We start from the raw sequence: 26,428 nt of genomic DNA, 5'->3' as shown, positions 1-26,428 counted from the left end.
AGAAGTTAATATCCTATTCAAATGAAAGTATTAAAGTTTGGTGGCTCTTCAGTTGCCAGCCCTGAAAATATTATAAAAATAAAGAACATCATCAGTGCTTATGATGATGACATAATCATTGTAGTTTCGGCATTTGGCGGAGTTACAGATGATTTGATAACAGCTGGAACCCTAGCTGAAAACCAAGACAGTTCCTACAAGAAGATTCTTCATAAAATAGAAATCAGACATCTGGAAACAATTAAGAGCCTTATTCCGATTGGCGGTCAAAGTAAAGTACTCAGCACTGTAAAAGGGGAACTAAATGCCTTAGAAACACTTTTAGACGGTGCTTTTTCTATAGGTGAAATCACCCCGAAACTTTCTGATAAAATAGTTTCATACGGGGAACTACTTTCCTCATTTATCATAAGTGAATATTTTGTAATTAGTAACCTAGACTGTGTTTACAAGGACAGTAGGGAACTTATTATAACAACTATCACAAATAATAGAACAACGGTTAATTTAGAAAAAACCAATGCCAATTGTTTTTCCTATTTTAAAAATTCCTCGCACCAGATAGTTGTTTGTCCTGGTTTTATATCAAGATCGGCGGACGGCGAAGCAACCACCTTGGGAAGAGGAGGTTCTGATTACACGGCCGCCTTGTACGCAGCGACAATAGATGCTAAAATCCTAGAAATATGGACAGATGTTAGCGGTATGTATACTGCCAACCCTAAGCTGGTGAAACAAGCCATGCCTATTGCCCATATATCTTATGAAGAAGCTATGGAACTTTCGCATTTTGGTGCAAAAGTATTATACCCACCAACTATACAACCTGTATTGTCAAAAGGTATCTCTATTGTCATAAAGAACACTTTTAGCCCAGAAGACGTAGGAACCCTAATTACAAAATCAACGAATGAAAAAGGAAAGACCGTACGCGGTATAAGTCATATTGGCAACATATCTTTACTATCCTTAGAAGGACCCGGAATGGTGGGTATTCCAGGAATATCAAAACAGTTTTTTGAAGTACTTTCACAAGCCAATATCAGTGTTGTGCTTATTACGCAGGCCTCGTCAGAACATTCTATATGTGTCGGGATTTCGGCAGATGATGTAGCTAAGGCGGTAACGGTTGTTAATGAAGCTTTTACATTTCAAATAGACAGAGGTCGCATAAAAAAAGTGGTTCCGGAAAACAATCTGGCCATTGTTGCGCTAGTAGGTGATAATATGAAAAACCATCAAGGACTAAGCGGTAAAATGTTTAGCACACTAGGTAAGAACAACGTTAACATTAGAGTTATAGCCCAAGGGGCCTCAGAAAGGAACATATCTTGTGTCATTGATGAAAAAGATGTTAAGAAGGCATTGAATGCCTTACATGAAGAATTTTTTGAGGAGAATGTGAAACAACTGAACCTCTTTGTTATGGGTGTTGGCAACGTAGGTGCTAAGTTCTTAAACCAGATACGCCAACAAAAGAACTATTTAAAAGAGAATTTAAAACTTAATTTACGTGTAATAGGTATTTCAAATTCAAGAACAATGATTTTTGATGAAGGCGGCATTACCTTAAAAACTTGGGAAGCAGCACTAGCAAATGGTACAAAAGCCGATAAATCCGAATTTTTTGAGAAGGTAAATCAATTGAATTTTAGGAATAGCATTTTTGTTGATAATACAGCGAGTGATGCGGTAGCTAGTACCTATAACAACTATCTTGGTAATAGTATTTCAGTAGTTACTTGCAATAAAATTGCCTGCTCTTCACAATATGAGAACTATAGCGAATTAAAGGAACTAGCACGTACCTATAACGCTCCGTTTTTGTTTGAGACTAACGTAGGTGCGGGTCTGCCCATTATAGACACCTTAAAACACCTTATTGCATCCGGAGATAAGATTTTAAAAATACAAGCTGTGCTTTCTGGAAGTTTAAACTTTGTATTCAATAATTTTAATGACAAAACAACTTTTCATGATGTCGTGAAACAGGCTCAGGAAGAGGGATATACGGAGCCTGATCCAAAAATTGATTTAAGTGGTGTAGATGTAATGCGAAAAATTCTGATTCTTGCCCGTGAAAGCGGAAATCAGTTAGAGATATCAGATATTAAAAATGATTCTTTCCTTCCTCAAGAAAGTTTAGACACCGATAATAATGTAGATTTTTTCGCCTCAATAAAAAAATACGAGACAAGTTTTCAAGACATGTATGCCAAGGCAGCCAATAAGGATGCTAAGCTAAAATACGTGGCGCAGTTTGAAAACGGACAAGCTAGCGTTGGCCTTCAGGAAATTCCTAAAGGTCATGATTTTTATAATCTTGAAGGAAGTGATAATATCGTTTTATTTTATACAGAAAGATATCCAGACCAACCTATGATTATAAAAGGTGCAGGTGCAGGTGCAGATGTGACTGCATCAGGTATATTTGCAGATATCATTAGAATCGGTAATTTCTAAAAAAATGGAATCAATAAAGGTATTCTGCCCAGCAACCATAGCCAATATTTCCTGTGGATTTGACGTCCTAGGCGTTGCTTTAGATGCGGTTGGTGATGAAATGGTTGTTCGTAAAACCAAACAAAAAGGAATTAGAATTACAAAGTTAGAAGGCCAGGACCTCCCGATGGAAACCCTTCAAAATGTAGCCGGTGTAGCGGGCTTAGCCTTATTAACGGCTAGTGATTATGACGGTGGTTTTGATATTGAGATTTATAAAAAAATTAAAGCAGGCAGCGGAATAGGCAGTAGTGCTGCAAGTTCAACAGGTGCAGTTTGGGCTATGAACGCACTACTAGGAAAGCCTTTTTCAACATTAGAATTGGTAAAATTCGCTATGGAAGGTGAACGTTTGGCAAGTGGTGTAGCACATGCAGATAATGTTGCTCCTGCGCTTTATGGAGGATTTACACTTGTTAGAAGTTACCAGCCTCTAGATATTATAGAAATTCCTAGTCCACAAGATTTATATGCTACAGTAATACATCCTCAGATAGAAGTTAAAACTTCGGACTCTAGAAAAATACTTAAAACTACCCTTAGTCTTGAAGACGGCATAAAACAATGGGGTAATCTGGGAGGATTGGTGGCAGGCCTTTTTAAAGAAGACTATGCACTAATTGGACGTTCTTTAGAAGACCACATCGTTGAACCCATACGCTCTATTCTTATTCCAGGTTTTGATGCTATAAAAGCTGTTTCTATAGAAAATGGAGCTCTAGGTTGTGGTATCTCGGGCTCTGGGCCCTCTATATTTTCTTTTAGTAAAGGTAAAAATACCGCAGAAAAAGTTGGACTTTCCATGCGCGAGGTATATGATAAAATTGGAATAGATTATGACGTTCATATTTCAAAAATAAATGTTGAAGGAATTAAGGTTATTGCATAATGAAATATTATAGTTTACAAAAAATAGCTCCAGAAGTATCCTTTAAAGAGGCTGTAATTAAAGGTATTGCTCCGGACAGAGGCTTATATTTCCCAGAAAGTATTAGCCCCCTACCAGATTCATTTTTTGAGAATATTGAAGATTTATCCAATCAAGAAATTGCATTTAACGCCATTCATCAATTTGTAAGTAAGGATATCCCCAATGAAAACCTAAAGGAAATTCTTGCTGATGTTCTCGACTTTGAGTTTCCATTGGTGCAAATCGAAGAAAACGTAGCTACCTTGGAGTTATTTCATGGCCCAACTATGGCTTTTAAAGATGTAGGTGCGCGCTTTATGGCCAATTGCCTAGGATATTTTTCGCGTGATAAGGATGATGAAGTTACGGTTTTAGTGGCTACCTCTGGCGATACTGGCGGTGCAGTAGCTAATGGCTTTTTAGGTGTTAAAGGAGTAAACGTAGTAATTCTTTACCCAAGCGGAAAAGTGAGCGATATACAAGAAAGACAGCTAACTACCCTCGGTGAAAATATTACCGCATTAGAAGTAGCTGGCACTTTCGATGATTGTCAGAAAATGGTAAAAACTGCCTTTTTAGATGAGGAATTGTTAGAAAATATGCAACTAACTTCCGCAAATTCTATAAATGTAGCCCGTTGGTTACCTCAATTATTTTATTTTTTATTCGCTTACAAACAAGCTAAATCAAAAGGAAAGGATATCGTATTTTCAGTTCCAAGTGGAAATTTTGGTAATATCTGTGCAGGAATCGTTGCTCAAAAATTAGGAATGCCCGTAAAACATTTTGTTGCAGCTACAAATGTTAATGATACCGTACCAGAGTTTATGAAAACGGGTAAATACAACCCTAAACCATCCTCTGCAACCATATCTAACGCAATGGACGTGGGTGACCCGAGCAATTTTATAAGAATACGACATCTCTTTCAAGATAATTTAGACCGCTTAAGGGAACACCTCTCCTCCTACTCCTTTACGGATTCCGAAACAAAAGAAGCTTTATTGAAAATATATACAGAAACAGGATATATCGCAGACCCACACGGCGCCGTTGGTTATTTAGGCCTCAAAAAATATCAAGAATCATTTCCTGATACGTATGGTATTTTTATGGAGACTGCACACCCTGTAAAGTTTTTAGACGTGGTAGAGGAAACCATTGCGCAAGCACTAGAAATACCAAAACAGATTCAAAAAGTAATGGACAAAGAAAAAGAGTCAATACAAATTGACTCTTTTAAAGGATTAAAAAATTTCTTGTTGCACGCTTAGTCCAAAGCAGGTAATTTAAAATCGTCTAGTGGACTAGGTAGTTTCATCATTTTCTCGATAGCGGCAGTAGTGCGCGGAGCCATCGCGGAAAGGTTTACAGGTCCTTCTTCTGTTATGAGGATATCGTCCTCGATACGCACTGCAATACCCCACCACTTTTTATCGCAATCGCTTCCTTCTGGAATATAAATTCCAGGCTCTACCGTAATCACCGTATTTGGTTGAAAAGGACCGTAGGTGCCTTTATCATGGACATCAAGTCCTAAATAATGCGAGGTGCCATGAGGAAAATAAGTTCTAGCTTCGCTAATATCTTTAATGATACCTAGTTTTAGGAGACCCTTGGCCACCACCTCATTAGATGCAATACCGGGTGCTTGAAAAGGAGCTCCTACAACGCTAACTTTTATACCTGCCTCCTGAGCATCATAGACAATATCATAAATCTGTTTTTGTTCCTTTGTAAACTTCCCGTTAGCCGGTATGGTGCGCGTAACATCGGCGGTATAACCATGGTACTCCGCACCTAAATCCATTAAAACCAAGTCATTACCAACTTCCAATTTATTATTTTCTATGTAGTGTAAAATACAGCCGTTATTTCCACCACCTACAATAGATGGGTAGCCTTCGTATTCCGCTCCATATTTTTTATAAACATATTCATGTACACCCTGTATTTCGGTCTCTGACATATTGGGATGCATTGCTTTCATTACCTCTATTTGACCCACTGCGGATATTTCAATTGCCTTCTTTAAAAGCACCATTTCCTCATCTGTCTTTGTTTCTCTCAACGTATTCATAATTTCTGAAATAATAGCAGAATCCAAATTATTGGATTTCTGAACCTTCAAAACTTTCTCCTTTATTTCATTTCTTAAACCTTCATCGGTAGCATTTACATAACTACTTAAAAATTCATCTTCTTTTAGATTAGAATAGCGGTTTAAATAACGGCCCAATGTCTGGGCAACATTGGCACTATTTTCAACAGATGTTGACGTTATCATGGTATACAACTGTTGTTTTGTTGCATCGTAATCTACTGGATAATCTGCTTTCACTTTAAAGGTTTTAATCAAATCGAAGAGGTCTTCCGTTCCGTCTTTATCCCGATAATCATTCTTAAAATCAAAAAAAGAAACCTTATCAAAGCTTGTAAAATCTACAGGAATAGCAGAAAATTCGCTGCCATTAAAAGCCATTTCAAAACCCAATTGTTCTTTAACTCCTTCTACGCCAAGTCTTTTACCATTCCATTGTTCTGCTTCAGGGTCGCGCTCCTGAACATAGATGAGTTCATTAAAAGTTTTACCATTAAACCCTGTTTGCTCCTCAGAAAACAACACCAAAACTGAATTAGGCTCCTTATACCCTGTTAAATAATAAAAGTCTGGATCTTGGTGATATATATAATCTACATCATTTGCCCTGTTGCGCTCGGCGTTGGCAAAAAAAATGGTTACACTATTCGCTGGCATCATTTCCCGAACCTTATCTCTTCTTGTCTTATGAAACTCGGCAGGGAGAAAATCCTTGGGCGTATTTTGTGCCTTAGTTTGTAGTATGAATAACAAAACAAAACCTAGCAACGCAAATCTTTTTAACATGTATTTATTTTTAGAATTTCAAATTACTATTTTTTTAAGAAATAGGCCGCATTAATAATTAGGAAACATCTTTTTATCACGAAGTAGATTCCCTAAATAATTCTATAAATTTGCGTAAATAAAACTACTTTATGAAAAATACAGCGCTTTCTAAAACTCATGAATCATTAGGTGCAAAAATGGTACCCTTCGCAGGTTATAATATGCCTGTTTCTTATGAAGGTGTAAATGCAGAACATGAAACGGTGCGAAAAGGTGTTGGTGTTTTTGATGTATCGCACATGGGTGAATTTTTGATAGCTGGCCCCAGTGCCCTTAGTCTTATTCAGAGAGTTACGTCCAATGATGCTTCAAAACTAACCATCGGAAAGGCGCAATACAGCTGCTTACCAAATGAAACTGGTGGAATTGTAGATGATTTAATTGTTTACAGAATTAAAGAAGAGCAATATTTATTGGTGGTCAATGCCTCTAATATTGAAAAAGATTGGAATCATATTTCAAAATACAATACGGAGTTCAACGCCGATATGCGTAATATTTCTGAGGATTACTCTTTATTGGCCATTCAAGGACCAAAAGCGGTTGAAGCCATGCAGTCTTTAACTACTGTTAATTTGGAAGAAATAAAATTTTATAATTTTAAAGTCGCTGATTTTGCCGGAGTAGAACATGTCATCATATCGGCTACTGGTTATACTGGTTCTGGTGGTTTTGAAATTTATTGCAAAAATACCGATGTAAAACAGGTTTGGGACAAGGTTTTTGAAGCTGGTGCGGAGTTTGGGATAAAACCTATAGGATTGGCAGCTAGGGATACCTTGCGTTTGGAAATGGGGTACTGTCTCTACGGAAATGATATCAATGACACTACCTCACCTTTTGAAGCAGGACTGGGCTGGATTACTAAATTCACCAAGGATTTTGTAAACAGTGAGGCACTTGCTAATGAAAAGGCACATGGTCCAGAACGTAAATTAATTGCATTTGAATTGGATGAAAGAGGAATTCCACGCCATGATTATGACATCGTTGATGGACAAGGAAAAAAAATAGGGGTGGTAACATCTGGCACCATGTCTCCCTCAATGGGGAAAGGTATTGGTCTAGGTTACGTTCCAACCATTTTTTCGAAAGTAGGCAGTAAAATTCAGATACAAATTCGCAAGAAAGCTATTCCCGCTACCGTTGTGAAATTACCATTTTACAAAAGCTAATGCCAGATTTTCAAAAAAATATTGATAGCATACTCGAAGAGGTAAAAAACAGCAGTGCTATTGGCACTGTAGCCTCCTATATTCCTGAATTAGCTACGGTGAGTAGTGCTAAATTTGGAATTCATCTCATTGATGCTAATCAACAAACCTATGCCGCAGGAGATGCTAATGAAGCGTTTTCCGTGCAAAGTATTTCCAAAGTACTAACACTCTCAATGGCCTTAGGTATACTGGGTGAGGAAATATGGAAACGGGTTGATGTAGAACCTTCTGGTGACCCATTTAACCATCTATCGCTCTTGGAGCAAGAAAACGGTATTCCTAGAAATCCTTTTATTAATGCTGGTGCTATAGTCATTTCAGATATTTTGGTTACCCAACTTAAAAACCCTAAGGAAGACTTTTTAAACTACGTAAGAAAGCTGGCAGATGACTCTACAATTTCATACAATGAAAGCGTGGCTATATCTGAAAAAGAAACTGGCTTCAAGAATTATGCTGCGGCTAATCTCTTAAAATCCTATGGCAATCTAAACAATAAGGTAGAAGATGTTTTAGATTTTTATTTTCATCAATGTTCATTAAGTATGAGCTGCAAGCAACTTTGTGATACTTTTTACCTCTATATGAACAGAGGAAAATGCAAGAGAAATACGAGTTACTTAACTATTAATCAAATAAAACGTATTAATGCACTAATGCTAACCTGTGGATTTTATGATGAAGCAGGAGAATTTGCCTTTGAGGTCGGTTTACCTGGCAAAAGCGGAGTTGGTGGTGGCATCGTTGCCCTGCTCCCCAATAAATTTTGCATTACTACATGGTCGCCTGGACTGAATAAAAAAGGGAATTCTGCACGTGGTATGCAGGCTCTTGAGCGTTTAACTACAATGACCGAATTATCAATATTCTAGTTTGGAAAATAAAAAAGTTTTAATCCTCGGTGGCAGTGGTTTTTTAGGGAATGCCATTTACAAAGAACTACGTGGTTACTTTGATACCTACGGCACTTATTGCCACGCGGGAAGAACGTTTGAATCCAATAAACAATTTATTAGGTTCGATTTAAATGAAGATGATATCTTTCCTATTCTAAAGGCTGTTAAACCTAATGTTATCATTTCTGCCCTTCGAGGAAGTTTTGCGGCTCAAGTTATTGCCCATCAACATATCATGGAATACTTGAACAAAAATAATTGTAAACTTTACTTCCTTTCCTCTGCCAATGTTTTTGATGCTTACAGTAAATATCCTTCGTACGAAAATGACAAAACCCTTTCCGAAAGTGTTTACGGACGTTTAAAGATAAAAATAGAAAATATGCTTCTTAGACTTCCATCAAAAAAAATGGGAATATTACGTGTTCCTATGGTTTTTGGTAATAGTTCTCCAAGGATAAAAGAAATGAAAAATCAGATTTTGGCTAACGAGCCCGTAGAGGTTTTTCCCAATCTAATTTTAAATGTTACTAATGATGATAAGCTTACACAGCAAATTCATTATCTTATCAACAGAAATAAAACGGGGATTTTTCATTTAGGTAGTTCAGATTTAGTACACCATGAAGACTTTATAAAAGAGGTCTTAGAACGCGTCGGTAATTTTAACCCAATTATCAAAAGAGTATATACCACTAATGAAGATAGATATTTAGCAGTACTACCTAAAACAAACAAACTACCTAAAAATCTTAGATTTACATACCAAGACATCATAGAGCATCATGTTTTGAATTGATATCATTTACTAAAATAATTAAAATGGAAAAATTTACAGACAAACAAATAGCAGATTACTTAGGCCAATTAGAAGGTTGGGAATATGTTGATGGTGCCATTGAAACCACTTTTGAATTTAAAGATTTTAAAGAGGCTTTTTCCGTCATGACTAGAATAGCTTTTGAATGTGAAGCTCAAGGACATCACCCAGATTGGAGTAACGTTTACAAAACGGTAAACATTCGACTAAATACGCATGATGCAAATGGCGTAACTGAAAAAGATTTCACCTTGGCCAGGAGTATTGAAGAAATAATTGAAAGTGATTAGAGGATGCGCGTTACGGATTACAACTTTTAACCAGCATTCTAATATTTTATTAAATTTGAATTCATAATTTAAAGAAAACACATGGGAAGAGCTTTTGAATTTAGAAAAGCAAGGAAAATGAAGCGATGGGCGGCCATGTCCAAAGCGTTTACACGTATCGGTAAGGATATTGTCATGGCCGTAAAGGATGGAGGTCCGGACCCGGATTCCAATGCGAGATTGCGGGCTGTTATCCAAAATGCCAAGGCTGTAAATATGCCTAAAGACAATGTGGAACGTGCCATAAAAAGAGCCAGTGATAAAAGTCTTGGTGATTATAAAGAAGTATTATTTGAGGGTTACGCGCCCCATGGTATAGCTATACTGGTAGAAACCGCAACGGATAACAACACAAGAACTGTGGCTAATGTGCGAAGTTATTTTAATAAATGTAACGGAAGCCTTGGAACCTCTGGTTCAGTAGAGTTTATGTTTGATCATACATGTAACTTCAGAATTCCCGCGGAAGGTATTGACCCAGAAGAATTGGAATTGGAGATGATAGATTACGGAGCTGAAGAAGTTTTCGTTGATGAAGACGGTATACTTATCTATGCTCCTTTTGAAAGTTTTGGCGCCATACAGAAAGAATTAGAAAATAGAGAAATTGAAATCCTTTCTTCTGGTTTTGAGCGAATTCCACAAGTAACTAAGGCACTTACCGAAGAGCAAACGGCCGATGTAGAAAAACTCCTAGAAAAAATCGAGGAGGATGACGACGTACAGAACGTGTATCATACAATGCAGGAGTAAAAATGGCCCGTCTCTCAAAACGGGCCATCCAACCTACAACCTAACCAACTAAGATTATTCTTTTATTATTTGTTGCTATAAAAGTAAAGGGAAGATGCCTTGGACAAACTATTGTTTACCGATGGTGAAATATTACCACCTGCATCAGCATTAGAAAAAGCCAAAACTTTTCCTCCGCCATTAGCCGCCTCAGCTATAAATACCGTGTTTGAATCTGCATCGTATTCTGCAGCAACAGGATTTCCTAAAGAAGTGGCACTACCCGCAACCCTTGTTTGGTTATTTGCAACAACAAGGATTCCGCCATCTGAAACTCCATTGAATTTTGAATCAAAATCAGAAATAATATGAAATGCACCATCTGCATCGTCCATTGCACTTCCAACGTCTGTTAGAATCATTGTTCCCTTATCATAAGCCAGGCCATGTGTTCTTACGATACCTTCAATAGCTATTGTTTTTGTAGCACTTACAGTTGTATTTGTAGTGTTTGTTGCCGTGAAATTTGCAAAAACTGCTAACTGGTTGGTTTTGTCTACAACGGCGTATAAATCATTACCAACAAATTCTATTCCCCACAGAGCAAAATCAGTTACCACAGTGTTCCTTAGCGTTAAGTTTCCATTACTTCTGGTAAAGATAAAAAGACGTCCGTCCGCAGTGGTTTCGTCACCATCTACATCCGCATTATCAGAAACTACAACAAGATCATCCTTTACCGCTATATCCCTAGGGCTTTCCAATGAGGATTCACTTGAAAAAGCTGCTGAAACGGAAACATTAATAGACGTTCCATTTAATAAGGTGGTTATTCCTGTGTAAGCATTCAACTGATTACTTGAGCGTGACGCTTGAATAATCTCGTCCGTATCCGCATCGTAATACACACCTTCTGCCATTGTAGATGTGGTGGCCAGGGTGTTAACTTCTCCTGAAACCATATCATATACTGTTATATTTCCATCATTATTATTTGAAGCATACAATTGTGTGCTTTCTAAATTTTCTGGATTATCAGTACTGTCATCGTCCTTGTCACAAGAGGTAATCAAAGACACTCCTAAACCTATAAAAAATCCGATTTTTAAAAAATTCCTGTTCATAATACTAAATGATTTAATTGTTTTTCGCCCATACTTACGTAGCCTTTTTTATGGAGTTTTAAATGAAATGTTAAAAAAATCAGTAGTTCATCGATTTCCTAATTTTACTTCAAAAAGAAATTAGGAAAGGTATGTTGTAATCTTTAGTAAAGAATAACGACTTTATATAAAATAGGATTCATGAGATGTACATTAATACTATTACTATTAATTTTTTCACCAAAAGCTAAAGGCCAAGAAATGACCCCTGATAGATTAGGTGAACTTTTTGAACAAGCTGCGGAAACGGTTGTTGAAAATGGAAGTTCTTATAATATCTTTTATAAAGAAAGCCCCATATTCTGTATTTATGATGAAAAGGCGAATAGAATGCGTATCATAACACCCATAGTAAAGCGAGGTGAAGTGAGTGAAAAAGAAATTTTAAATGCCTTAGTGGCCAACTTTCACTCCGCCTTGGATGTGAAATATGCGCTTAGTGATGAGATAATTTGGTCCGTTTTCACCCATCCATTGAGAGAATTATCCGATCACCAAGTTTTAGATGCCCTAGACCAAGTATATTTGGCCTCAGCCACTTTTGGAAGTAGTTATTCCAGTACTACAATGGTCTTCCCTGGAAACACTAAGAAAAAAGAAGAAAAGTATACCAAAAAATTAATTGAACGGTCTAAAAACTGAACTCCGGCACCTTACCTTTCACATTTTTAAAGAAGGCCTCGTAAATCTTAAAATCCGCAGATATATCGTCTGACGGAGAAAAAGGTTCCGATATTTTAATTTGTTTGTTTCCATAATCAAACGCAACGAGTACAATAGGAACTTTGGCCGCCTTTGCAATATAGTAGAACCCTGTTTTCCATTTCGCGACTTTTTTACGAGTACCCTCTGGTGACAAGGCCAACCTAAAAATTTCTCTTTCTTCAAAAATTTGTGCGGTGGCACTTACCGTATCGTTAGTTTTACTTCTATCTATAGGCGCCCCGCCAGTCCATTTAAAAAACCAGCCTAATGGAGAATCAAAAAGACTCTTCTTACCAATATAATTTATCTCTTCATTCCAGACTTTACGTATCAAAAGTCCTAAGAAAAAATCCCACCAACTGGTGTGTGGCACTACAGGAATTACAAATTTGTTCAGGTGCGAAGGAAACTCCCCTTCAAGAGACCAGCCCAATAATTTAAAATAAATGAACTTTGCTATTCGCTGCATCGATAATGTTGTTTATTGATTTTGTTCTCGACTGCTTACCAACAAACAGTTAACAAGAGTTCTAAATCTTCTGGTAGATAGCTTTTAATTTTTCTGGAGTTATTATAGCGCTCCAATTGTCTCCTAATGCATTTTCCCAAAGCGGCTCCATGCTCAAGGCTACGGAAATCATTTTATCGAATTCCATTTCGGATAAATTTTCGCAAATACCTTTGGGAAGCTCAATCTGGTGTCGGTCTATCATTTTATTAAAGGTACTAACTCCATCAGCATAAAACTCCTCTAAGTGTTGAAACACCAAACAATTTCCTATACCATGCTTTACACCTAATAGGTAACCAAGTCCATAACTCATAGCGTGAGCAATACCTACTTGAGAGTACGCTATACTCATACCGCCGTGCCAAGAAGCCATCATTAACTTATCCCTAGATGCGGCCTTTGTCAAGTCTGTCAAAAACACCTCTTTACACAGATCCATTGCCTTTTCCCCGTAACTCTGACTAAAGGCATTTAGATAAGTACCGTTTAACGATTCCACACAATGAATGTAGCAATCCATACCGGTGTAGAACCATTGATCGTGCGCTACACCTTTTGTGAGTTCTGGGTCTAAAATAACTTGATGAAATGTTGTTTCATCAGAATTTATGCCGAGCTTCTTCTCTGGACCCAGCAAAACAGTAGTTCTAGAAACCTCAGCTCCTGTTCCACTAATTGTTGGAATACCAACATGATAAATAGATTTTTTATGTACTAAATCCCAACCTTGATATTCCGAAGCACTACCTTTATTGGTCAATAGTATAGCAACTGCTTTTGCCAAATCTAAAAGTGTTCCACCTCCTATACCTACAATGCCTGAGGGTAATTCTTGGTATTCTTGTCTGATCATAGCAACTAACGCATCTACCTGAGCTGTTTTAGGTTCCTCCGCTGCAGATATAAAGATAATTTGGTCACAAAAAATTTTCGGTATTCGAGGAATCAGTGCCGACCCCTCAAAAACATCATCTACCAAAAAAATAATAGGTGCTTCGGAATGTTTACGTTTTGGCAGTAGGATATCCCCTAATTGGTCAAAACTTCCGTTTCCAAAAACAACTCTCGGAACCATAGGAAAGTTCCTGAATTTTTCTGAAGTTCTAGTAGGTATCTTCTTCAATACTATTTTCTTTTTAATCTCCATTTAACTACTACAGATATTCTAATACATCAACCAATTTGTGGACGGTTAAATATCCCTTTTTTTCTTTTGGCGCCTCTACTTCTTCATGTTTCCACGTCGTATGAAAAGGCACATGTACTGCCCTTGCTCCAATATTAACCAGTGGCAATACGTCTGATTTTAAAGAATTTCCTATCATTAAGAATTCCTCCGTGGAAATCTCCAAATGATCTAGTAAATCTTTATAGTTTCTTTCCTTTTTATCGCTTAATACTTCAACATGGTGAAAATAGGTTGACAAATTAGATTTAACCAGCTTTCTTTCTTGGTCTAATAAATCTCCTTTTGTGAGTACGATCAATCTATATTTACCTTTTAAATTTCGTAAAACTTCCTCCACCCCATCTAATAATTCCACAGGATGGGCTATCATCTCTTTTCCAAGATTCAGTAATTCCAAAAGCGTTGCTTGAGAAATTTCATTGTTTGAAAGTTCCAAAGCGGACTCTATCATGGAAAGCATGAAACCTTTGATACCATATCCATATAGCTCTAGGTTTTTAATTTCCATCTTAAAGAGCTCCTGGTCTATTTTATTCTTTGTTTCATAGCCCTCCAATAATTCGGCAAACTTTTCTTCTGCTTTCCTAAAATACGTTTCATTAACCCAGAGCGTATCATCAGCATCGAACCCTATGACTTTAATTTCATTAAAATCTATCTCCATGCAGCCTGTGCTTTTTCCAAATCTTCTGGCGTATCAATCTCTATTCCCGAGACAGATGTTTCTACCATTTTAATTTTTTTACCATATTCTAGATAGCGAATCGCCTCAATTTTTTCGGTTGCTTCCAAAGACAACATGGGTAACCTTTGAAAATCCATCAACGCACGTTTTCTAAAGGCGTATATGCCCTTGTGCTTATAATAGACCGTATGTTCGCCCTTTGCTCTTGGAAAAGGTATGGGCGACCTGGAAAAATATAGTGCAAAATTTCTATTGTCCACAATCACTTTTACGGTGTTCGGATTATTTATTTCGTCATCCGTTGTTATTTTGACCATTAAAGAGGCTAAATCTATCTCTTTTTCTGCATCCGCCTTAAAAACCTCAATAACAGCTGCTAAGCTCTCTTTATCCGTAAAGGGCTCATCTCCCTGTACATTAACAATGATGTCTACATTCATATCCATAACCGCTTCTGCGATACGATCACTTCCACAATCATGTTCTTTTTTACTCATTATAGCCAGACCGCTTTCTTCTGTTATGGTATCATAAATAATTTTGCTGTCCGTAACCACATAAACCTCGTCAAAAAGCCCGGTTTTGACCGCAGCTTCGTAAGTGCGAACAATTACTGGCTTCCCAGATAAATCCTGCATTAACTTAGCAGGGAACCTAGATGCAGCATATCTTGCCGGTATCATTGCTATTATCTTCACTGTCTATGTTTTTTGCTTTGGTCTTAAACTTCTATAAATTCTAAAAATAATCGTCAATATAATAATCACAAGTACTGCTGCAAGTATAGGTGCAAAAATTGAAGCTACCGTAACTACAGCTGCGGTGCCTGTTTCTACGGTTGCAACGACTGGATTTGCCAAACCACCTGTAGTAGCTGTTGATGCCAGTCTTCCTGTAGCTCCAGCACCTTTAATGGCCGTTGCCGTGCCACCACCAGCTATAATCGCTAAAGACCAAGTAACGACCGGGTCCAGATTGGCTACCGTAGATACCATAACCGCAGTACCTGCAATTGCTGCCAAGGGTACCGCAATACTATCCAATAGATTATCTAGCCAAGGAACGAAATAAGCAAAGATTTCTACCACGGTAGCTACGCCCAAAGTCAACACAGCAACCAAACTTCCTATCCACTCCCAATTGTCGTTCAAATCCCAAACACCAAAATAAGACGCTAGGCTTAATGCGAATAAAGGTAAAAACACCCTAAAACCGACCGAGGCGGCAAGGCCAACCCCAAGAAAAATGCTCAGTATAGTTTCAGTTGTCATTCTTTGGTTTTACATTTTTAATGGAAATTCTTCTCAATAATTTTCTTTTTTTTAAAAGCTACAACTCTTTATAAATGACTAAAATAACCTTTTCCTATTCAACAAAAAAATCATCCTTAAAGCCAATTAAATATAATTTCCTTTTGGCTCTAGTGACTGCGGTATAAAGCCATCTAAGATATTCTTTGTCTATACCATTAGGTAAATAAGGTTGCTCCACAAAGACCGTTTCCCATTGTCCCCCTTGTGATTTGTGGCAGGTAATAGCATATGAAAATTTAACCTGTAATCCGTTGAAATATTTATTGTTTTTAACTCCAAGAAATTTCTTGTATTTGGATTTTTCATGTGCAAAATCTTTCATTACTTCTTGATAGAGCCTATTACCCTCTTCGTAGGACAGCGAAGGTGATTCTGCTTTTATGGTATCTAACAATAAAACAGTTTCAAAGGGTTTCATATTAGGGTAATCTACCATTTGCACCTTTACCTCTGCAAATTTAAAACCGTAAAGGTCTTTAAAAGCGAAGATTTCCAAAATTTCTATAATGTCACCATTTGCAATAAAACCTGCTTCCGAATTGGGTTTTAGCCAGAAATAATTGTTCTTGACCACCATCATAAAATCGCCCGCAGCAAGTTCATTCTCTAAAAATAATATCCGTTCCCTAATATTAAGGTTGTATAAATTAGCCCGCTTATTTGACCTCACGATTATGGTAGTTTCCTCCTTTCCGTTATTGGAATAAGATTCATCTATAGCCTCTTGAATTTCATGACCGTCTATAAGCCTTACAATATCGTTAAACGGGTTTACATCAAACTTAAAATCATCATAATAATCGCCCTGTAATTGCTCTCTTAAAATGGTGGCATTTGCCAATATACCAGAATCTTTAGCTTGCCTAACGACTTCATCTAATTCTAAACGAACTACCTCTTTGTTATAATTTAGTGACAGTTTATCTCCGTCCAAAGCCGGACTCAATTGTAAATGCACCGGTGGTAATTGCGCCGTGTCACCAATCAATAACAATTTACAGTTATGCCCCGAATACACGAACATCATTAAATCATCTAATAACGAGCCGTTCTCGAATAGTTTGGAATCTGCCGGAGTATCTGGTATCATAGAAGCCTCATCTACAATAAACAAAGTATCCCTATGTTTATTTGGTGCCAGAACAAACTGCACTCCCCCACCGCTTTGTTTCTTTGGAAAGTATATTTTTCTATGAATGGTAAAAGCTTGGGTGTTGGAATAATTGGACATCACTTTTGCCGCCCTTCCCGTTGGGGCCATTAAAACCGATTTCATTCTTGTTTTCCAAAGGCTATTTACTAATGTGCCGATTAGCGTAGTCTTACCAGTACCAGCAAAGCCTTTCAACAAAAAAACCTCTTCCTTTACCTTTGATAAGATAAAGCTGGCCAACTTTTGTAGCACAATCTCTTGCTTTAAGGTAGGTATATGGGGAAATTTGGACTTTAATTCCGAATAAAAAGTGGCGTCAGTTAATGGTTTCATGGATGCTCAAAGATAAAGAGGATTTTTAGCGCAAAAACTTTTCTCATTAAAAAAAAATTGTAGATTTGTGAGAACCACTAAATTAAATTAACACTCAAAGAAATGAAGACCATTATTCAAATTGTACTTTGGATTGCATGTATAGGTTTAGGTTACCTTATCTATAATTCGGTTACCGGGCCTATTGAATTTAAAAAAGTTAAACAAGAACGTTTTGGCCAAGTAATCGCCAAGCTAAAGGACATTAAAAACTCGCAAGAAGCATACAAAACTGTTAATGGTAGATATGCAAAAGATTTTAATAGTCTTATCAAATTTATAGATACGGGCAAATATGTCATCACGCAACAAAGAGATTCTTCTTTTATGCAGTATGATGAAACCTATCAAATTGATTTATTAAAAGAGGTAAAAATTATAGACACCTTGGCTTTTGTATCTGTTAAAGATTCTCTTTATAAAAGTGATACCCGTTACAAGAGTTTAATGGATGTTCCTGGAGTTCCTGGCGAGAAAATTACAATGAAAGCCGATATTATTGACAAAAGCGGTTACAGAGCACCAGTTTTTGAGGCGAAAGTGAAAAAAAATATTTTATTAGCAGATCAACCTAAAGACCTTGTAGCAAGAGAAAACGCACAAATGAGTGTTGAGGAGGTTAACGGAAGTGAAATAGTAGTAGGTTCTTTACTGGAAGTAAGTACCAGTGGAAACTGGCCATCAGTTTATGACAAAAAAGAAGACAAATAGCGGTTTAGATATAGCCGATACAAATTTTAAGAAATTGTCCATTCAGGTTAGCTTGAATGGACTTTCTTTTTGTGTGGCCGATACGGTTTCACAAAAAATACTTTACTCAGATAGACAGGTGTTTTCAGAGGAGTTGAACCCCATAAGAGTTTTGGAAGAACTTACCCAATTGTTTCAAAAACATGACTTAGCCAACAAAGTGTTCGACGAAGTTGTTCTTATCCATAGAAATACACTTTTTGCTTTAGTCCCGAGGCCCTTGTTCCAAGTAAATGAACTTTCTAACTACTTAAAATTCAACACCAAAGTTTTACCGACCGATACTTTGGCATACGATGAAATAGAAAATCAAGATATTATTAATGTTTATGTACCCTACACAAACATCAATAATTATATCTACGACCTTTTCGGAGAATTTTCCTTTTTCCATAATGGATCTATACTTGTACAGTCTTTGCTGAATAATTATCCTAAAAACAAAGAAGCGGTTTGTTACGTAAATGTCGGTAAAAGACAGTTAGACATTACGGTAACATCTGCTAAAAATCTCAAATTGTACAACAGCTTTCTTTATGAAACAAAAGAGGATTTCGTCTACTACCTCTTGTTTGTTTTAGAACAGTTAGAATTGGATACAGAAACCGTTCCTGTAAAGTTATTTGGCGATATCTCAGAAGATGATGAGCGCTATAAACTCTCTTACAACTATATTGAGAATATCGCCATCTTTGCTCCTGACGCTACGCATCATTTGGAACTGGGTGAGCCCCAGGACCAATCTATTGACTTTACTGTACTAAACACCTTATAAATGCGAATAATATCAGGAAAACATAAAGGTCGGAATCTAACCGCGCCTAAAAATTTACCCGTAAGGCCAACAAAAGACATGGCCAAAGAAGCCTTATTTAATATTTTAAATAACAGCTATTATTTTGCTGATTTGCGGGTATTGGACCTCTTTGCTGGTACGGGTAATATAAGTTACGAATTTGCATCAAGAGGAGTTGAACATATCCTTGCTGTGGATATTGATATGGGCTGTACTAATTATATCGACAAGGTCTCTAAACAGCTAGAATTGGATATTAGAACCTTAAAAAGTGACGTCTTCTTATTTCTAAGTAAAAACTCAGAAAAGTTTGACATCATCTTCGCAGACCCTTTTTACAGCATGGAATTGACAGATTTTGTAAAAATCCCTGAATTGGTCTTTTCAAAAGAAATGCTTTTGGAAGATGGGGTATTGATAATAGAACATTCCAAACATACTAGTTTAGAACACCTCCCTTATTTTGAACGTGCTAGAAAATATGGCGGCAGTGTATTTAGTTTTTTTAAATCATAGCAAAAAGAATCATATTTCGTGCGTGTAAATAACCTTCATAGGGTATTGAATATTATTATCGCTACTATTTGGTTGGTCAATGGACTGGTATGTAAAGTGCTTAACCTTGTTCCTAGACACGAACAAATTGTGGGACAGATTCTAGGCAGTACGTACTCAAGGATGCTTACCATGGCTATTGGAATTTCTGAAATTGTAATGGCTATTTGGGTAATCTCAAAATTTAAATCCAGGATAAATGCAATTACTCAAATTAGTATCGTTGCCGTAATGAATCTACTGGAATTCATATTAGTTCCCGAACTATTGCTCTGGGGAAAACTTAATTCGTTCTTTGCTTTACTATTTATTGGAGTAGTATATTACTACGAGTTTATTTTGAAAAAAGAATTACGTTAAAACTTAACATGCAATTTTTAAAAAAACATCCCTTTGCTGTAGAAACCCATTTTGAAAATTCCATTGTGCTAACCTACGCCATAGCCCAAGAAGAACTTAAAGGACTTATTCCTGAATGTTTAACACTAGATACCTTCGATGATAAATGGGCTTTTGTAGCTCTGGCAATGGTGAATACAAAAGGACTTAGACCCAAAGGTTTTCCAAAATTTATGGGGAATAATTTCTTTTTAATCGGATACCGGATATTCGTGCGGTACACGGACAAGAGAGGAAAGAGTTTAAGAGGGTTGTACATCTTAAAATCAGAAACCAATAAACACAAAATGTCTTTCTTTGGGAATATTTTTACCTATTATAACTACACAACTACAGACATTGATTATTACACTGAAGATTCTTACTTAACCGTTAGCTCCAAAAAATCTGGGTTGCATGTTGTTTTAGAAATGAACAAGGAGGAGGTGCCATTACCAAATGGTTCACCATTCAAAGAGTGGAAAGAAGCAAGACGCTTTGCAGGTCCGTTACCATTTACTTTCACTTATAACAAAGAAAAAAAAGAAGTTTTGATAATTGAAGGAGTTCGCCAAAATTGGAAGCCCAAACCGTTAGCTATTAAAAAGGCAGAAGTTGGGTTTCTTGAGACAAAACGTTTCAAAAATATAAATTTAGCAAATGCTTTCGTTGTTAGTAATGTTCCATACTACTGGAAAAAAGGCAAAATAGAAGCATGGAGTTAAAAAGAAGGAAATTTCAAGGTGTACTAAACATACTAAGCTTTAATAGGCACTTTTATGTAGCAGGTATAGTTGTCTTGATTTTGATTCTTTTTGGGTTAGCTATTTTCGAAGTACCTGTATTGTGGCGCTGGGTAATAGTTGGGACATTTCTATATGGACTACTAATGCCTTTAGTTATTTCAGCCTATGTTTATGATTTTTCCGGCTACTACAATTTTAAGTGGTTAAAAGATTTGGGCTTACTAGAAAAAAAATCAAAACAGCTGGTTAGTATTAATGCTGGTTTTGACGAGACGAGTTTCATTTTAAAACATAATTTTCCAAAATCTGAATTAAAAGTATTCGATTTTTATAATTCAAAACAGCATACAGAACCGGCAATTGTACGGGCAAGAAAAGTTAGTTTGGCATATCCCAACACCAAACAAATCAGCACGGACCATATACCAGTTGGGGATAAATCAGTAGATCTCGTTTTTTTGTTATCTGCTGCCCATGAAATTCGCACACATGAGGAAAAAGTAGTTTTTCTTAAAGAATGCCGCAGAATTTGTAAAGAAAACGGTAAAATAATTACCGTTGAACATTTAAGGGATTTACCCAACTTTTTGGCCTTTACCATAGGTTTTACTCATTTTTTCTCAAGAAAAGCTTGGAAAAAAGCCTTCAAGGAATCTGGCTTTTCATCGTTTAAAGAAACAAAGTTCACTCCATTTATGTCAATTTTCACCAGCGCTCCTAACTACTAAACTATGCAAACTCATATCAAGATTATTGGGGTATTACTAATGATTTTAGCAATAGTTCATGTTATTTTTCCAAGCTATTTTAAATGGAAGGAAGAACTTAAAGCCCTAAGTCTAATTAATCGGCAAATGATGGTGATACATACCTTGTTTATAGCCATTACCGTATTTTTAATGGGGCTATTATGTTTAACCTCCTCAGAAGACTTGACTGAAACTGATTTTGGAAAGCGTATATCTTTAGGATTGGGACTATTCTGGACAGTTAGACTTATCATTCAATTTTTTGGATATTCATCAAAATTATGGAAAGGAAAAAAGTTTGAAACGACCATTCATATTTTCGCCATTATGCTGTGGAGTTATCTAAGCATCATATTTGGCTTGAATTATTTTGGATGAGTCATCTCCATGAACAAACACAAAAAAAATCCACGCCATTGCGTGGATTTTTTAGCTAACTCAAACTAACTCAACACTGTTTTATCTATTCTCCCTGTCCTAGCGAAAATCCTCTTTTACCATCAAACTCATAAAGATTCTCCGTTTTAATAACATCAAAGCCTTTCGTGTGTAATTTTGACAATAAGGCTACTATCTGCTCAAAATTAATTTGGGCATATACAGGAACTCCTGTATTTATCTCCGCAATTTTTGCGACAAACCTACATCTCCAGTGATCCGTACAATAGGTCTCTTTCATACCACCGGGAAACACTTTAACACCCCTGTTGGTGATCATTTTTAATTTTAATTTAAATGCATTTATCTGGGATAATGCTTGTCCTATTTCTTCCGGGTTATTCCCTTTCCAATCAATAAAAACATCTACCCCTAACAACACTTTATTTTCGGATTTTCTTTTGTATTCAGGTATTTCTATTTTTCCCTTTCCCTTAGCCATATTACTCCCTACAAAGTGATTTGGGTCCTGCCCTAGCCTAGAAATAATTTCATCTGCAAATTCAGATGTAGAAACTTTCTTCTTGCTGTTCTCTTCTCCATAAATATCTGCCGTGTGGAAACCTGCCTCAATCGTTGCTAACCATGCATTCTTAATTTTATCGGCAATGGTCGTCTGACCCACATGGGCAAGCATCGATATAGAAGCATTGATCAGACCAGAAGGGTTCGCAATGTTCTGTCCGGAAATATCTGGGGCCGATCCGTGTATCGCTTCAAACATGGCTACATTTGTTCCAATATTAGCCGAACCGGCCATACCAACAGAACCGGCGATTTCTGCAACAATATCAGAAATTATATCTCCGTATAAATTTGAAGTTACCACTACATCGTAGTTTTCTGGGTTTGCCGCTAATCGAGCAGCACCTATATCGATTATTTGTGTTTCGTTCTGTATTTCAGGATATTCCGCAGCTATCTCATCAAAAACTTGGTGGAACAAGCCGTCCGTGAGTTTCATAATGTTATCCTTTACCATACAAGTTACTTTCTTGCGTCCGTAAACCCTTGCATACTCAAAGGCATACCTTACTATCTTTTCACAACCCGGTCTTGTTATCAATTTTAAACACTGTACTACATCCTGTGTTTGCTGATGCTCGATACCAGCGTATAAATCCTCTTCATTCTCTCGTATTACAACCACATCCATTTGAGGAAAGTTAGTCTCCACGTAAGGGTAAAGGGCCGTTACTGGTCTAACATTTGCAAACAACCCTAGAGATTTACGCAATGTTACGTTCAAACTCTTATAGCCTTTTCCTTGTGGGGTAGTAATAGGAGCCTTTAATATAATTTTGTTTCTGTTTATAATATCCCAAGTGTCCTTGGCAATACCGGCAGAGTTTCCAGATAAATAAACTTGTTCTCCTAACTGAATATACTCTGGTTCAATATTAGCACCTGCCGCTTCTAGAATTTTTAAGGTAGCATCCATAATTTCCGGACCTATACCATCTCCTTTAGCTACCGCAACCTTTACTGCAGTTTCATTTAAATTTTCATTAGATTTTTGATGCAATACACTAGATTTCATACAAACGTTGTTTTAGTTATCGAGCACAAAGTTGAACTATTTAATTCATATATTCTTATTTATGTTTTTGATGATATGCATTAATTTATTTTATAAATATTAATAATATCATTTGAAATCTGTTTGGAATATTCTCCATGAGGTTCTTTAAAATAATGGACTATTCCCTTGGAGGACGTATTAGCCTTATCCTAAAACAGCGATTAATTTATGTGGCTAGCTAAGAACACCAAAAACTATAGGAGTCGTGCGAATCAGAAATACTGGAATTGATAAGAATTACTCAGAGTTAATTCGATTACGCAAATCGGAGATTTGTTTAAGTTATACGATTTTGATTGCCCAGACCCTTCGGCTTCGCTCAGGGTTAAATAAAACTACGCAAATCAGAGATTTGCTGTTTTATTGAAAAAGCAGGCCATAAGCCGGATTCTGTGTGTTTAGAACTTGGTTCTAAACTACCTATCATTTATCTAGGCCCTTAGTTACCCAAAGGCTCAAACCGCCTACCCTTCGACTCGGGCGTGCCGCCCTCAAACACCGGTTTACATGACGTTTCACCGTATAGAGTTTACCTGGTTTCACTACAGCCGAACTGTACTTGCTTTCTGTTGCACTTGTCCTCACCTCTCGGCGGACGGGCGTTACCCGCTATACTGCACTATGGTGTCCGGACTTTCCTCGTTTCGATAAATCGAACCGCGATAGGTTGGCCTGCTAGCGGCAAATGTACTGTAATTGTTGATAACTAAGGATGATCTGTAGCTGAAATACCTCATAGAATTGACCTCAATTTTTATATTTGTAGTAGTACGAAAAAATCGAATTTGGAACCATTTATTGTATCGGCACGAAAGTACAGACCCCAAACATTTAAGGATGTTGTTGGGCAGCAAGCTATTACGAATACGCTCCAAAATGCAATAGAACACAATCATCTGGCACAAGCACTCCTTTTCTGTGGGCCAAGAGGTGTAGGTAAAACCACTTGTGCTAGGATTCTTGCAAAACAAATTAATTCTGATGGAACCGAAAGCCCAGAGGAAGACTTCGCCTTTAACATATTTGAATTAGATGCCGCATCAAACAATTCCGTTGATGACATCAGAAGTCTCATAGACCAGGTGCGTATACCCCCACAAGTAGGTAAATACAAAGTGTATATTATTGATGAGGTACATATGCTCTCACAATCTGCATTCAATGCCTTTTTAAAGACTTTAGAGGAGCCACCAAAACATGCCATTTTTATTCTTGCCACTACAGAAAAACATAAAATTATACCAACGATTTTATCGCGTTGCCAAATTTTTGATTTTAAAAGGATAACGGTTAAAGATGCGGCTGAATACTTAAAATATATCGCCGAAAGCCAAGGTATTAATGCCGAGGAAGATGCATTACATATCATAGCGCAAAAGGCAGATGGTGCTATGCGTGATGCACTATCGATTTTTGACCGTGTGGTAAGTTTTTCCGGTAAAGAGCTTACTAGAAAGGCAGTAACGGAGAATTTAAATGTATTGGACTATGATACGTACTTCGCAGCTACCGACCTTATTCTAGACCATAATATTCCTCATTTATTAGTACTATTCAATACAACTTTAGCACTAGGTTTCGATGGCCATCATTTTATAGCTGGCTTAGCTTCGCACTTTAGAGATTTGATGGTATGCCAACATCAAGATACAATAGCGCTTTTAGAAGTAGGAGAAGCAGCTCAAAAAAGTTATCGTGAACAATCGCAACGTACTTCCAGTAGTTTTCTGCTAAAAGCGCTGGACATTGCCAATGACTGTGATTTAAAGTATAAAACCAGTAAAAACCAAAGGCTTTTAGTAGAGCTTTCACTAATGAAATTAGCCTCTATCGATTTTGATGGAGAAAAAAAAATCCTGAAGCAATAAGGAATAACAACCAAACAGTTGATTACATTGCTCCGGCAGCCTTTTACGAAAACGCTGCACCTAAAACTACTACCCCTCCTCCTACAAAACCTGAAACTGACATAAATACCGTACCTGAACAAAGGGCAGAGAAATTTCAAAAAATAGTTGAACAACATACACCTAAGGTTGAAGAAAAAGAAGCAACTGTAATTTCACAGTCAGCCGAAATTAGTTCGGAAGAGCACAAGGTAGTTGAAGCGCAAAATAAGGTCCAAACACCGTTACCACCTTCTGAACCGCTTCCTGCAACACAAGAACCTGCTCCAAAGAAAATTAATATAACCGCCCCTGCCAAGCGTGTTTCTGGCTTGTCTATCTCTAGTTTAAAAGCAAAAAAGGAACACGAACTCAATAGGATTGAAGTTGTCTTAGATGAAGATGCTTTACCTAAGGAAGTGTTTACCGAAGAAGACCTTAGAAAACATTGGGCAGATTTTGTACAAGAAATTGATGCTAAAGGTCAAAAAATACTAGCATCTAACTTAAATACTGATATTCCTAAGCTTAGAGAAAATTTCACCATTTGTATTGAATTGCCAAATGGCACTATGAAAAAGGAAATAGAGCGTGGCAATTATGACCTAATGGAGTATTTAAGAGCTAAACTGAATAATCATTTTATTCAACTTCAAATCTCGGTTAACGAAGAAAGCGCTAAAAAATTCGCTTTTACTCCAGAAGAGAAGTACGAGAAATTACGGGAGAAAAACCCTGCAATAGATTTGTTGCGAAAAGAGTTCGATTTAGATCTTTAGTTTTCTTTTTAACCCAAAGGTGTAAATAAAGAATACCAAAGCAATTATCAGCAATCCAAAAGCCTCGCGCCCCAATTCTACAGTTTTAATATCTCCATCATTTAAATCAAAACCTTGAAAATCTGCCGGATATAAATAAACAAACCCTATAAAACAAAGTACTCCCAAAACTAAAGGCACTATTATTTTTAGTTTATTCAGTACAAAAAGTAACGAAATAATTGCGGCTAGCGCATAAATCATTATCCAAGCCAAGGAGTCTGGATCATTGTACTGAACAGCCGCACCTAGAGCAAACAACACAGTAAACAAATAACCAATAACCTTAAATAACCTATTCATA

General features: G+C 36.9%; 26 protein-coding genes, 1 other RNA gene and 1 pseudogene. 17 read left to right on the top strand and 11 right to left on the bottom strand.

Annotated features, from left to right (window positions below):
* Positions 1–21 precede the first annotated feature (21 nt).
* Genes thrA through thrC form a run of 3 tightly spaced genes read left to right on the top strand, consistent with a single transcriptional unit; the run spans position 22 to position 4,686 of the window.
* Complete coding sequence (gene thrA, locus SJY09_RS02330) at positions 22–2,463, top strand: bifunctional aspartate kinase/homoserine dehydrogenase I (RefSeq protein ID WP_396637357.1); 2,442 nt, start codon at positions 22–24, stop codon at positions 2,461–2,463.
* 4 nt (positions 2,464–2,467) lie between these two features.
* On the top strand, positions 2,468–3,391 hold the full coding sequence (locus tag SJY09_RS02325; protein ID WP_396637356.1) for a homoserine kinase: 924 nt from the start codon (positions 2,468–2,470) through the stop codon (positions 3,389–3,391).
* On the top strand, positions 3,391–4,686 hold the full coding sequence (gene thrC / locus SJY09_RS02320; protein WP_396637355.1) for a threonine synthase: 1,296 nt from the start codon (positions 3,391–3,393) through the stop codon (positions 4,684–4,686). Before SJY09_RS02325 ends, thrC begins: the two co-directional genes overlap by 1 nt.
* Here the strand turns inward: thrC and SJY09_RS02315 are convergent.
* On the bottom strand, positions 4,683–6,299 hold the full coding sequence (locus SJY09_RS02315) for an aminopeptidase P family protein (protein WP_396637354.1): 1,617 nt from the start codon (positions 6,297–6,299) through the stop codon (positions 4,683–4,685). The two genes, thrC and SJY09_RS02315, sit on opposite strands and share 4 nt — an antisense overlap.
* A 131-nt stretch (positions 6,300–6,430) precedes the next feature.
* Here SJY09_RS02315 and gcvT point away from each other — a divergent pair, with 131 nt between their 5' ends.
* From gcvT to SJY09_RS02290, 5 genes are all read left to right on the top strand, one after another.
* Complete coding sequence (gcvT, locus tag SJY09_RS02310; protein ID WP_396637353.1) at positions 6,431–7,516, top strand: glycine cleavage system aminomethyltransferase GcvT; 1,086 nt, start codon at positions 6,431–6,433, stop codon at positions 7,514–7,516.
* Positions 7,516–8,430: a glutaminase gene (locus tag SJY09_RS02305; protein ID WP_396637352.1), complete on the top strand. Its 915-nt coding sequence runs from the start codon at positions 7,516–7,518 to the stop codon at positions 8,428–8,430. Before gcvT ends, SJY09_RS02305 begins: the two co-directional genes overlap by 1 nt.
* A gap of 1 nt (position 8,431) precedes the next feature.
* Positions 8,432–9,253: a sugar nucleotide-binding protein gene (locus SJY09_RS02300; RefSeq protein ID WP_396637351.1), complete on the top strand. Its 822-nt coding sequence runs from the start codon at positions 8,432–8,434 to the stop codon at positions 9,251–9,253.
* Positions 9,254–9,276: 23 nt separating this feature from the next.
* Positions 9,277–9,564 (top strand): 4a-hydroxytetrahydrobiopterin dehydratase, encoded by a 288-nt coding sequence (locus SJY09_RS02295; protein WP_396637350.1) that lies wholly within the window; start codon positions 9,277–9,279, stop codon positions 9,562–9,564.
* A gap of 81 nt (positions 9,565–9,645) precedes the next feature.
* A complete protein-coding gene (locus tag SJY09_RS02290; protein ID WP_396637349.1) occupies positions 9,646–10,356 on the top strand; it encodes a YebC/PmpR family DNA-binding transcriptional regulator in 711 nt (236 codons plus the stop codon).
* 65 nt (positions 10,357–10,421) lie between these two features.
* Here the strand turns inward: SJY09_RS02290 and SJY09_RS02285 are convergent, their stop codons facing one another.
* The gene (locus tag SJY09_RS02285; protein WP_396637348.1) at positions 10,422–11,459 is read right to left on the bottom strand and encodes a hypothetical protein; all 1,038 of its coding nucleotides are present in this window, start codon (positions 11,457–11,459) and stop codon (positions 10,422–10,424) included.
* A gap of 240 nt (positions 11,460–11,699) precedes the next feature.
* On the opposite strand from SJY09_RS02285, the gene SJY09_RS02280 reads away from it, so the two are divergent.
* Positions 11,700–12,140, top strand: a complete 441-nt coding sequence (locus SJY09_RS02280; RefSeq protein ID WP_396637347.1) for a hypothetical protein — start codon at positions 11,700–11,702, stop codon at positions 12,138–12,140.
* Here the strand turns inward: SJY09_RS02280 and SJY09_RS02275 are convergent.
* The 6 genes from SJY09_RS02275 to SJY09_RS02250 all read right to left on the bottom strand — a co-directional run bounded on the left by SJY09_RS02275 (position 12,130) and on the right by SJY09_RS02250 (position 17,387).
* Complete coding sequence (locus SJY09_RS02275) at positions 12,130–12,672, bottom strand: 1-acyl-sn-glycerol-3-phosphate acyltransferase (protein ID WP_396637346.1); 543 nt, start codon at positions 12,670–12,672, stop codon at positions 12,130–12,132. The two genes, SJY09_RS02280 and SJY09_RS02275, sit on opposite strands and share 11 nt — an antisense overlap.
* A gap of 61 nt (positions 12,673–12,733) precedes the next feature.
* Positions 12,734–13,861, bottom strand: a complete 1,128-nt coding sequence (locus SJY09_RS02270) for an iron-containing alcohol dehydrogenase family protein (RefSeq protein ID WP_396637345.1) — start codon at positions 13,859–13,861, stop codon at positions 12,734–12,736.
* Positions 13,862–13,868: 7 nt separating this feature from the next.
* Entirely contained in the window at positions 13,869–14,567 is a 699-nt protein-coding gene (locus SJY09_RS02265) for an HAD family hydrolase (protein WP_396637344.1), read from the bottom strand.
* Entirely contained in the window at positions 14,558–15,271 is a 714-nt protein-coding gene (gene kdsB / locus SJY09_RS02260) for a 3-deoxy-manno-octulosonate cytidylyltransferase (protein WP_396638588.1), read from the bottom strand. Before kdsB ends, SJY09_RS02265 begins: the two co-directional genes overlap by 10 nt.
* An 18-nt stretch (positions 15,272–15,289) precedes the next feature.
* On the bottom strand, positions 15,290–15,859 hold the full coding sequence (locus SJY09_RS02255) for a DUF4126 domain-containing protein (RefSeq protein ID WP_396637343.1): 570 nt from the start codon (positions 15,857–15,859) through the stop codon (positions 15,290–15,292).
* Between the two features lie 94 nt (positions 15,860–15,953).
* The gene (locus tag SJY09_RS02250) at positions 15,954–17,387 is read right to left on the bottom strand and encodes an ATP-dependent RecD-like DNA helicase (RefSeq protein ID WP_396637342.1); all 1,434 of its coding nucleotides are present in this window, start codon (positions 17,385–17,387) and stop codon (positions 15,954–15,956) included.
* A gap of 102 nt (positions 17,388–17,489) precedes the next feature.
* Here SJY09_RS02250 and SJY09_RS02245 point away from each other — a divergent pair, with 102 nt between their 5' ends.
* Genes SJY09_RS02245 through SJY09_RS02215 form a run of 7 tightly spaced genes read left to right on the top strand, consistent with a single transcriptional unit; the run spans position 17,490 to position 21,778 of the window.
* Positions 17,490–18,137 (top strand): hypothetical protein, encoded by a 648-nt coding sequence (locus tag SJY09_RS02245; RefSeq protein ID WP_396637341.1) that lies wholly within the window; start codon positions 17,490–17,492, stop codon positions 18,135–18,137.
* Entirely contained in the window at positions 18,115–18,951 is an 837-nt protein-coding gene (locus SJY09_RS02240) for a DUF3822 family protein (RefSeq protein ID WP_396637340.1), read from the top strand. Before SJY09_RS02245 ends, SJY09_RS02240 begins: the two co-directional genes overlap by 23 nt.
* The gene (locus SJY09_RS02235) at positions 18,952–19,488 is read left to right on the top strand and encodes an RsmD family RNA methyltransferase (RefSeq protein WP_396637339.1); all 537 of its coding nucleotides are present in this window, start codon (positions 18,952–18,954) and stop codon (positions 19,486–19,488) included.
* Between the two features lie 18 nt (positions 19,489–19,506).
* The gene (locus SJY09_RS02230; RefSeq protein WP_396637338.1) at positions 19,507–19,887 is read left to right on the top strand and encodes a DoxX-like family protein; all 381 of its coding nucleotides are present in this window, start codon (positions 19,507–19,509) and stop codon (positions 19,885–19,887) included.
* 8 nt (positions 19,888–19,895) lie between these two features.
* Positions 19,896–20,630: a DUF2071 domain-containing protein gene (locus SJY09_RS02225; protein ID WP_396637337.1), complete on the top strand. Its 735-nt coding sequence runs from the start codon at positions 19,896–19,898 to the stop codon at positions 20,628–20,630.
* On the top strand, positions 20,621–21,379 hold the full coding sequence (locus tag SJY09_RS02220; protein ID WP_396637336.1) for a class I SAM-dependent methyltransferase: 759 nt from the start codon (positions 20,621–20,623) through the stop codon (positions 21,377–21,379). The genes SJY09_RS02225 and SJY09_RS02220 overlap by 10 nt, the downstream gene beginning before the upstream one ends.
* A gap of 3 nt (positions 21,380–21,382) precedes the next feature.
* Positions 21,383–21,778 carry a hypothetical protein gene (locus SJY09_RS02215; RefSeq protein ID WP_396637335.1) on the top strand — a complete coding sequence of 132 codons (396 nt, stop codon included), beginning with the start codon at positions 21,383–21,385 and terminating at the stop codon, positions 21,776–21,778.
* 85 nt (positions 21,779–21,863) lie between these two features.
* Here the strand turns inward: SJY09_RS02215 and SJY09_RS02210 are convergent, their stop codons facing one another.
* Both SJY09_RS02210 and rnpB read right to left on the bottom strand, forming a co-directional pair.
* Entirely contained in the window at positions 21,864–23,378 is a 1,515-nt protein-coding gene (locus SJY09_RS02210; RefSeq protein WP_396637334.1) for an NADP-dependent isocitrate dehydrogenase, read from the bottom strand.
* A gap of 406 nt (positions 23,379–23,784) precedes the next feature.
* Positions 23,785–24,099, bottom strand: an RNA gene (gene rnpB / locus SJY09_RS02205) — RNase P RNA component class A.
* Positions 24,100–24,205: 106 nt separating this feature from the next.
* Here rnpB and SJY09_RS02200 point away from each other — a divergent pair.
* Positions 24,206–26,085: pseudogene (locus SJY09_RS02200) on the top strand (DNA polymerase III subunit gamma/tau).
* Here SJY09_RS02200 and SJY09_RS02195 read toward each other — a convergent pair.
* Positions 26,074–26,427: a transmembrane 220 family protein gene (locus SJY09_RS02195; protein ID WP_396637333.1), complete on the bottom strand. Its 354-nt coding sequence runs from the start codon at positions 26,425–26,427 to the stop codon at positions 26,074–26,076. The pseudogene SJY09_RS02200 and the gene SJY09_RS02195 overlap by 12 nt on opposite strands.
* Position 26,428 lies beyond the last annotated feature (1 nt).

The organism is Maribacter sp. R77961, assembly GCF_044594925.1.
GTDB lineage: Bacteria > Bacteroidota > Bacteroidia > Flavobacteriales > Flavobacteriaceae > Maribacter.
The sequence above is the reverse complement of the archived record's forward strand: the minus strand, read 5'-3'. Positions and strand labels throughout refer to the sequence as shown.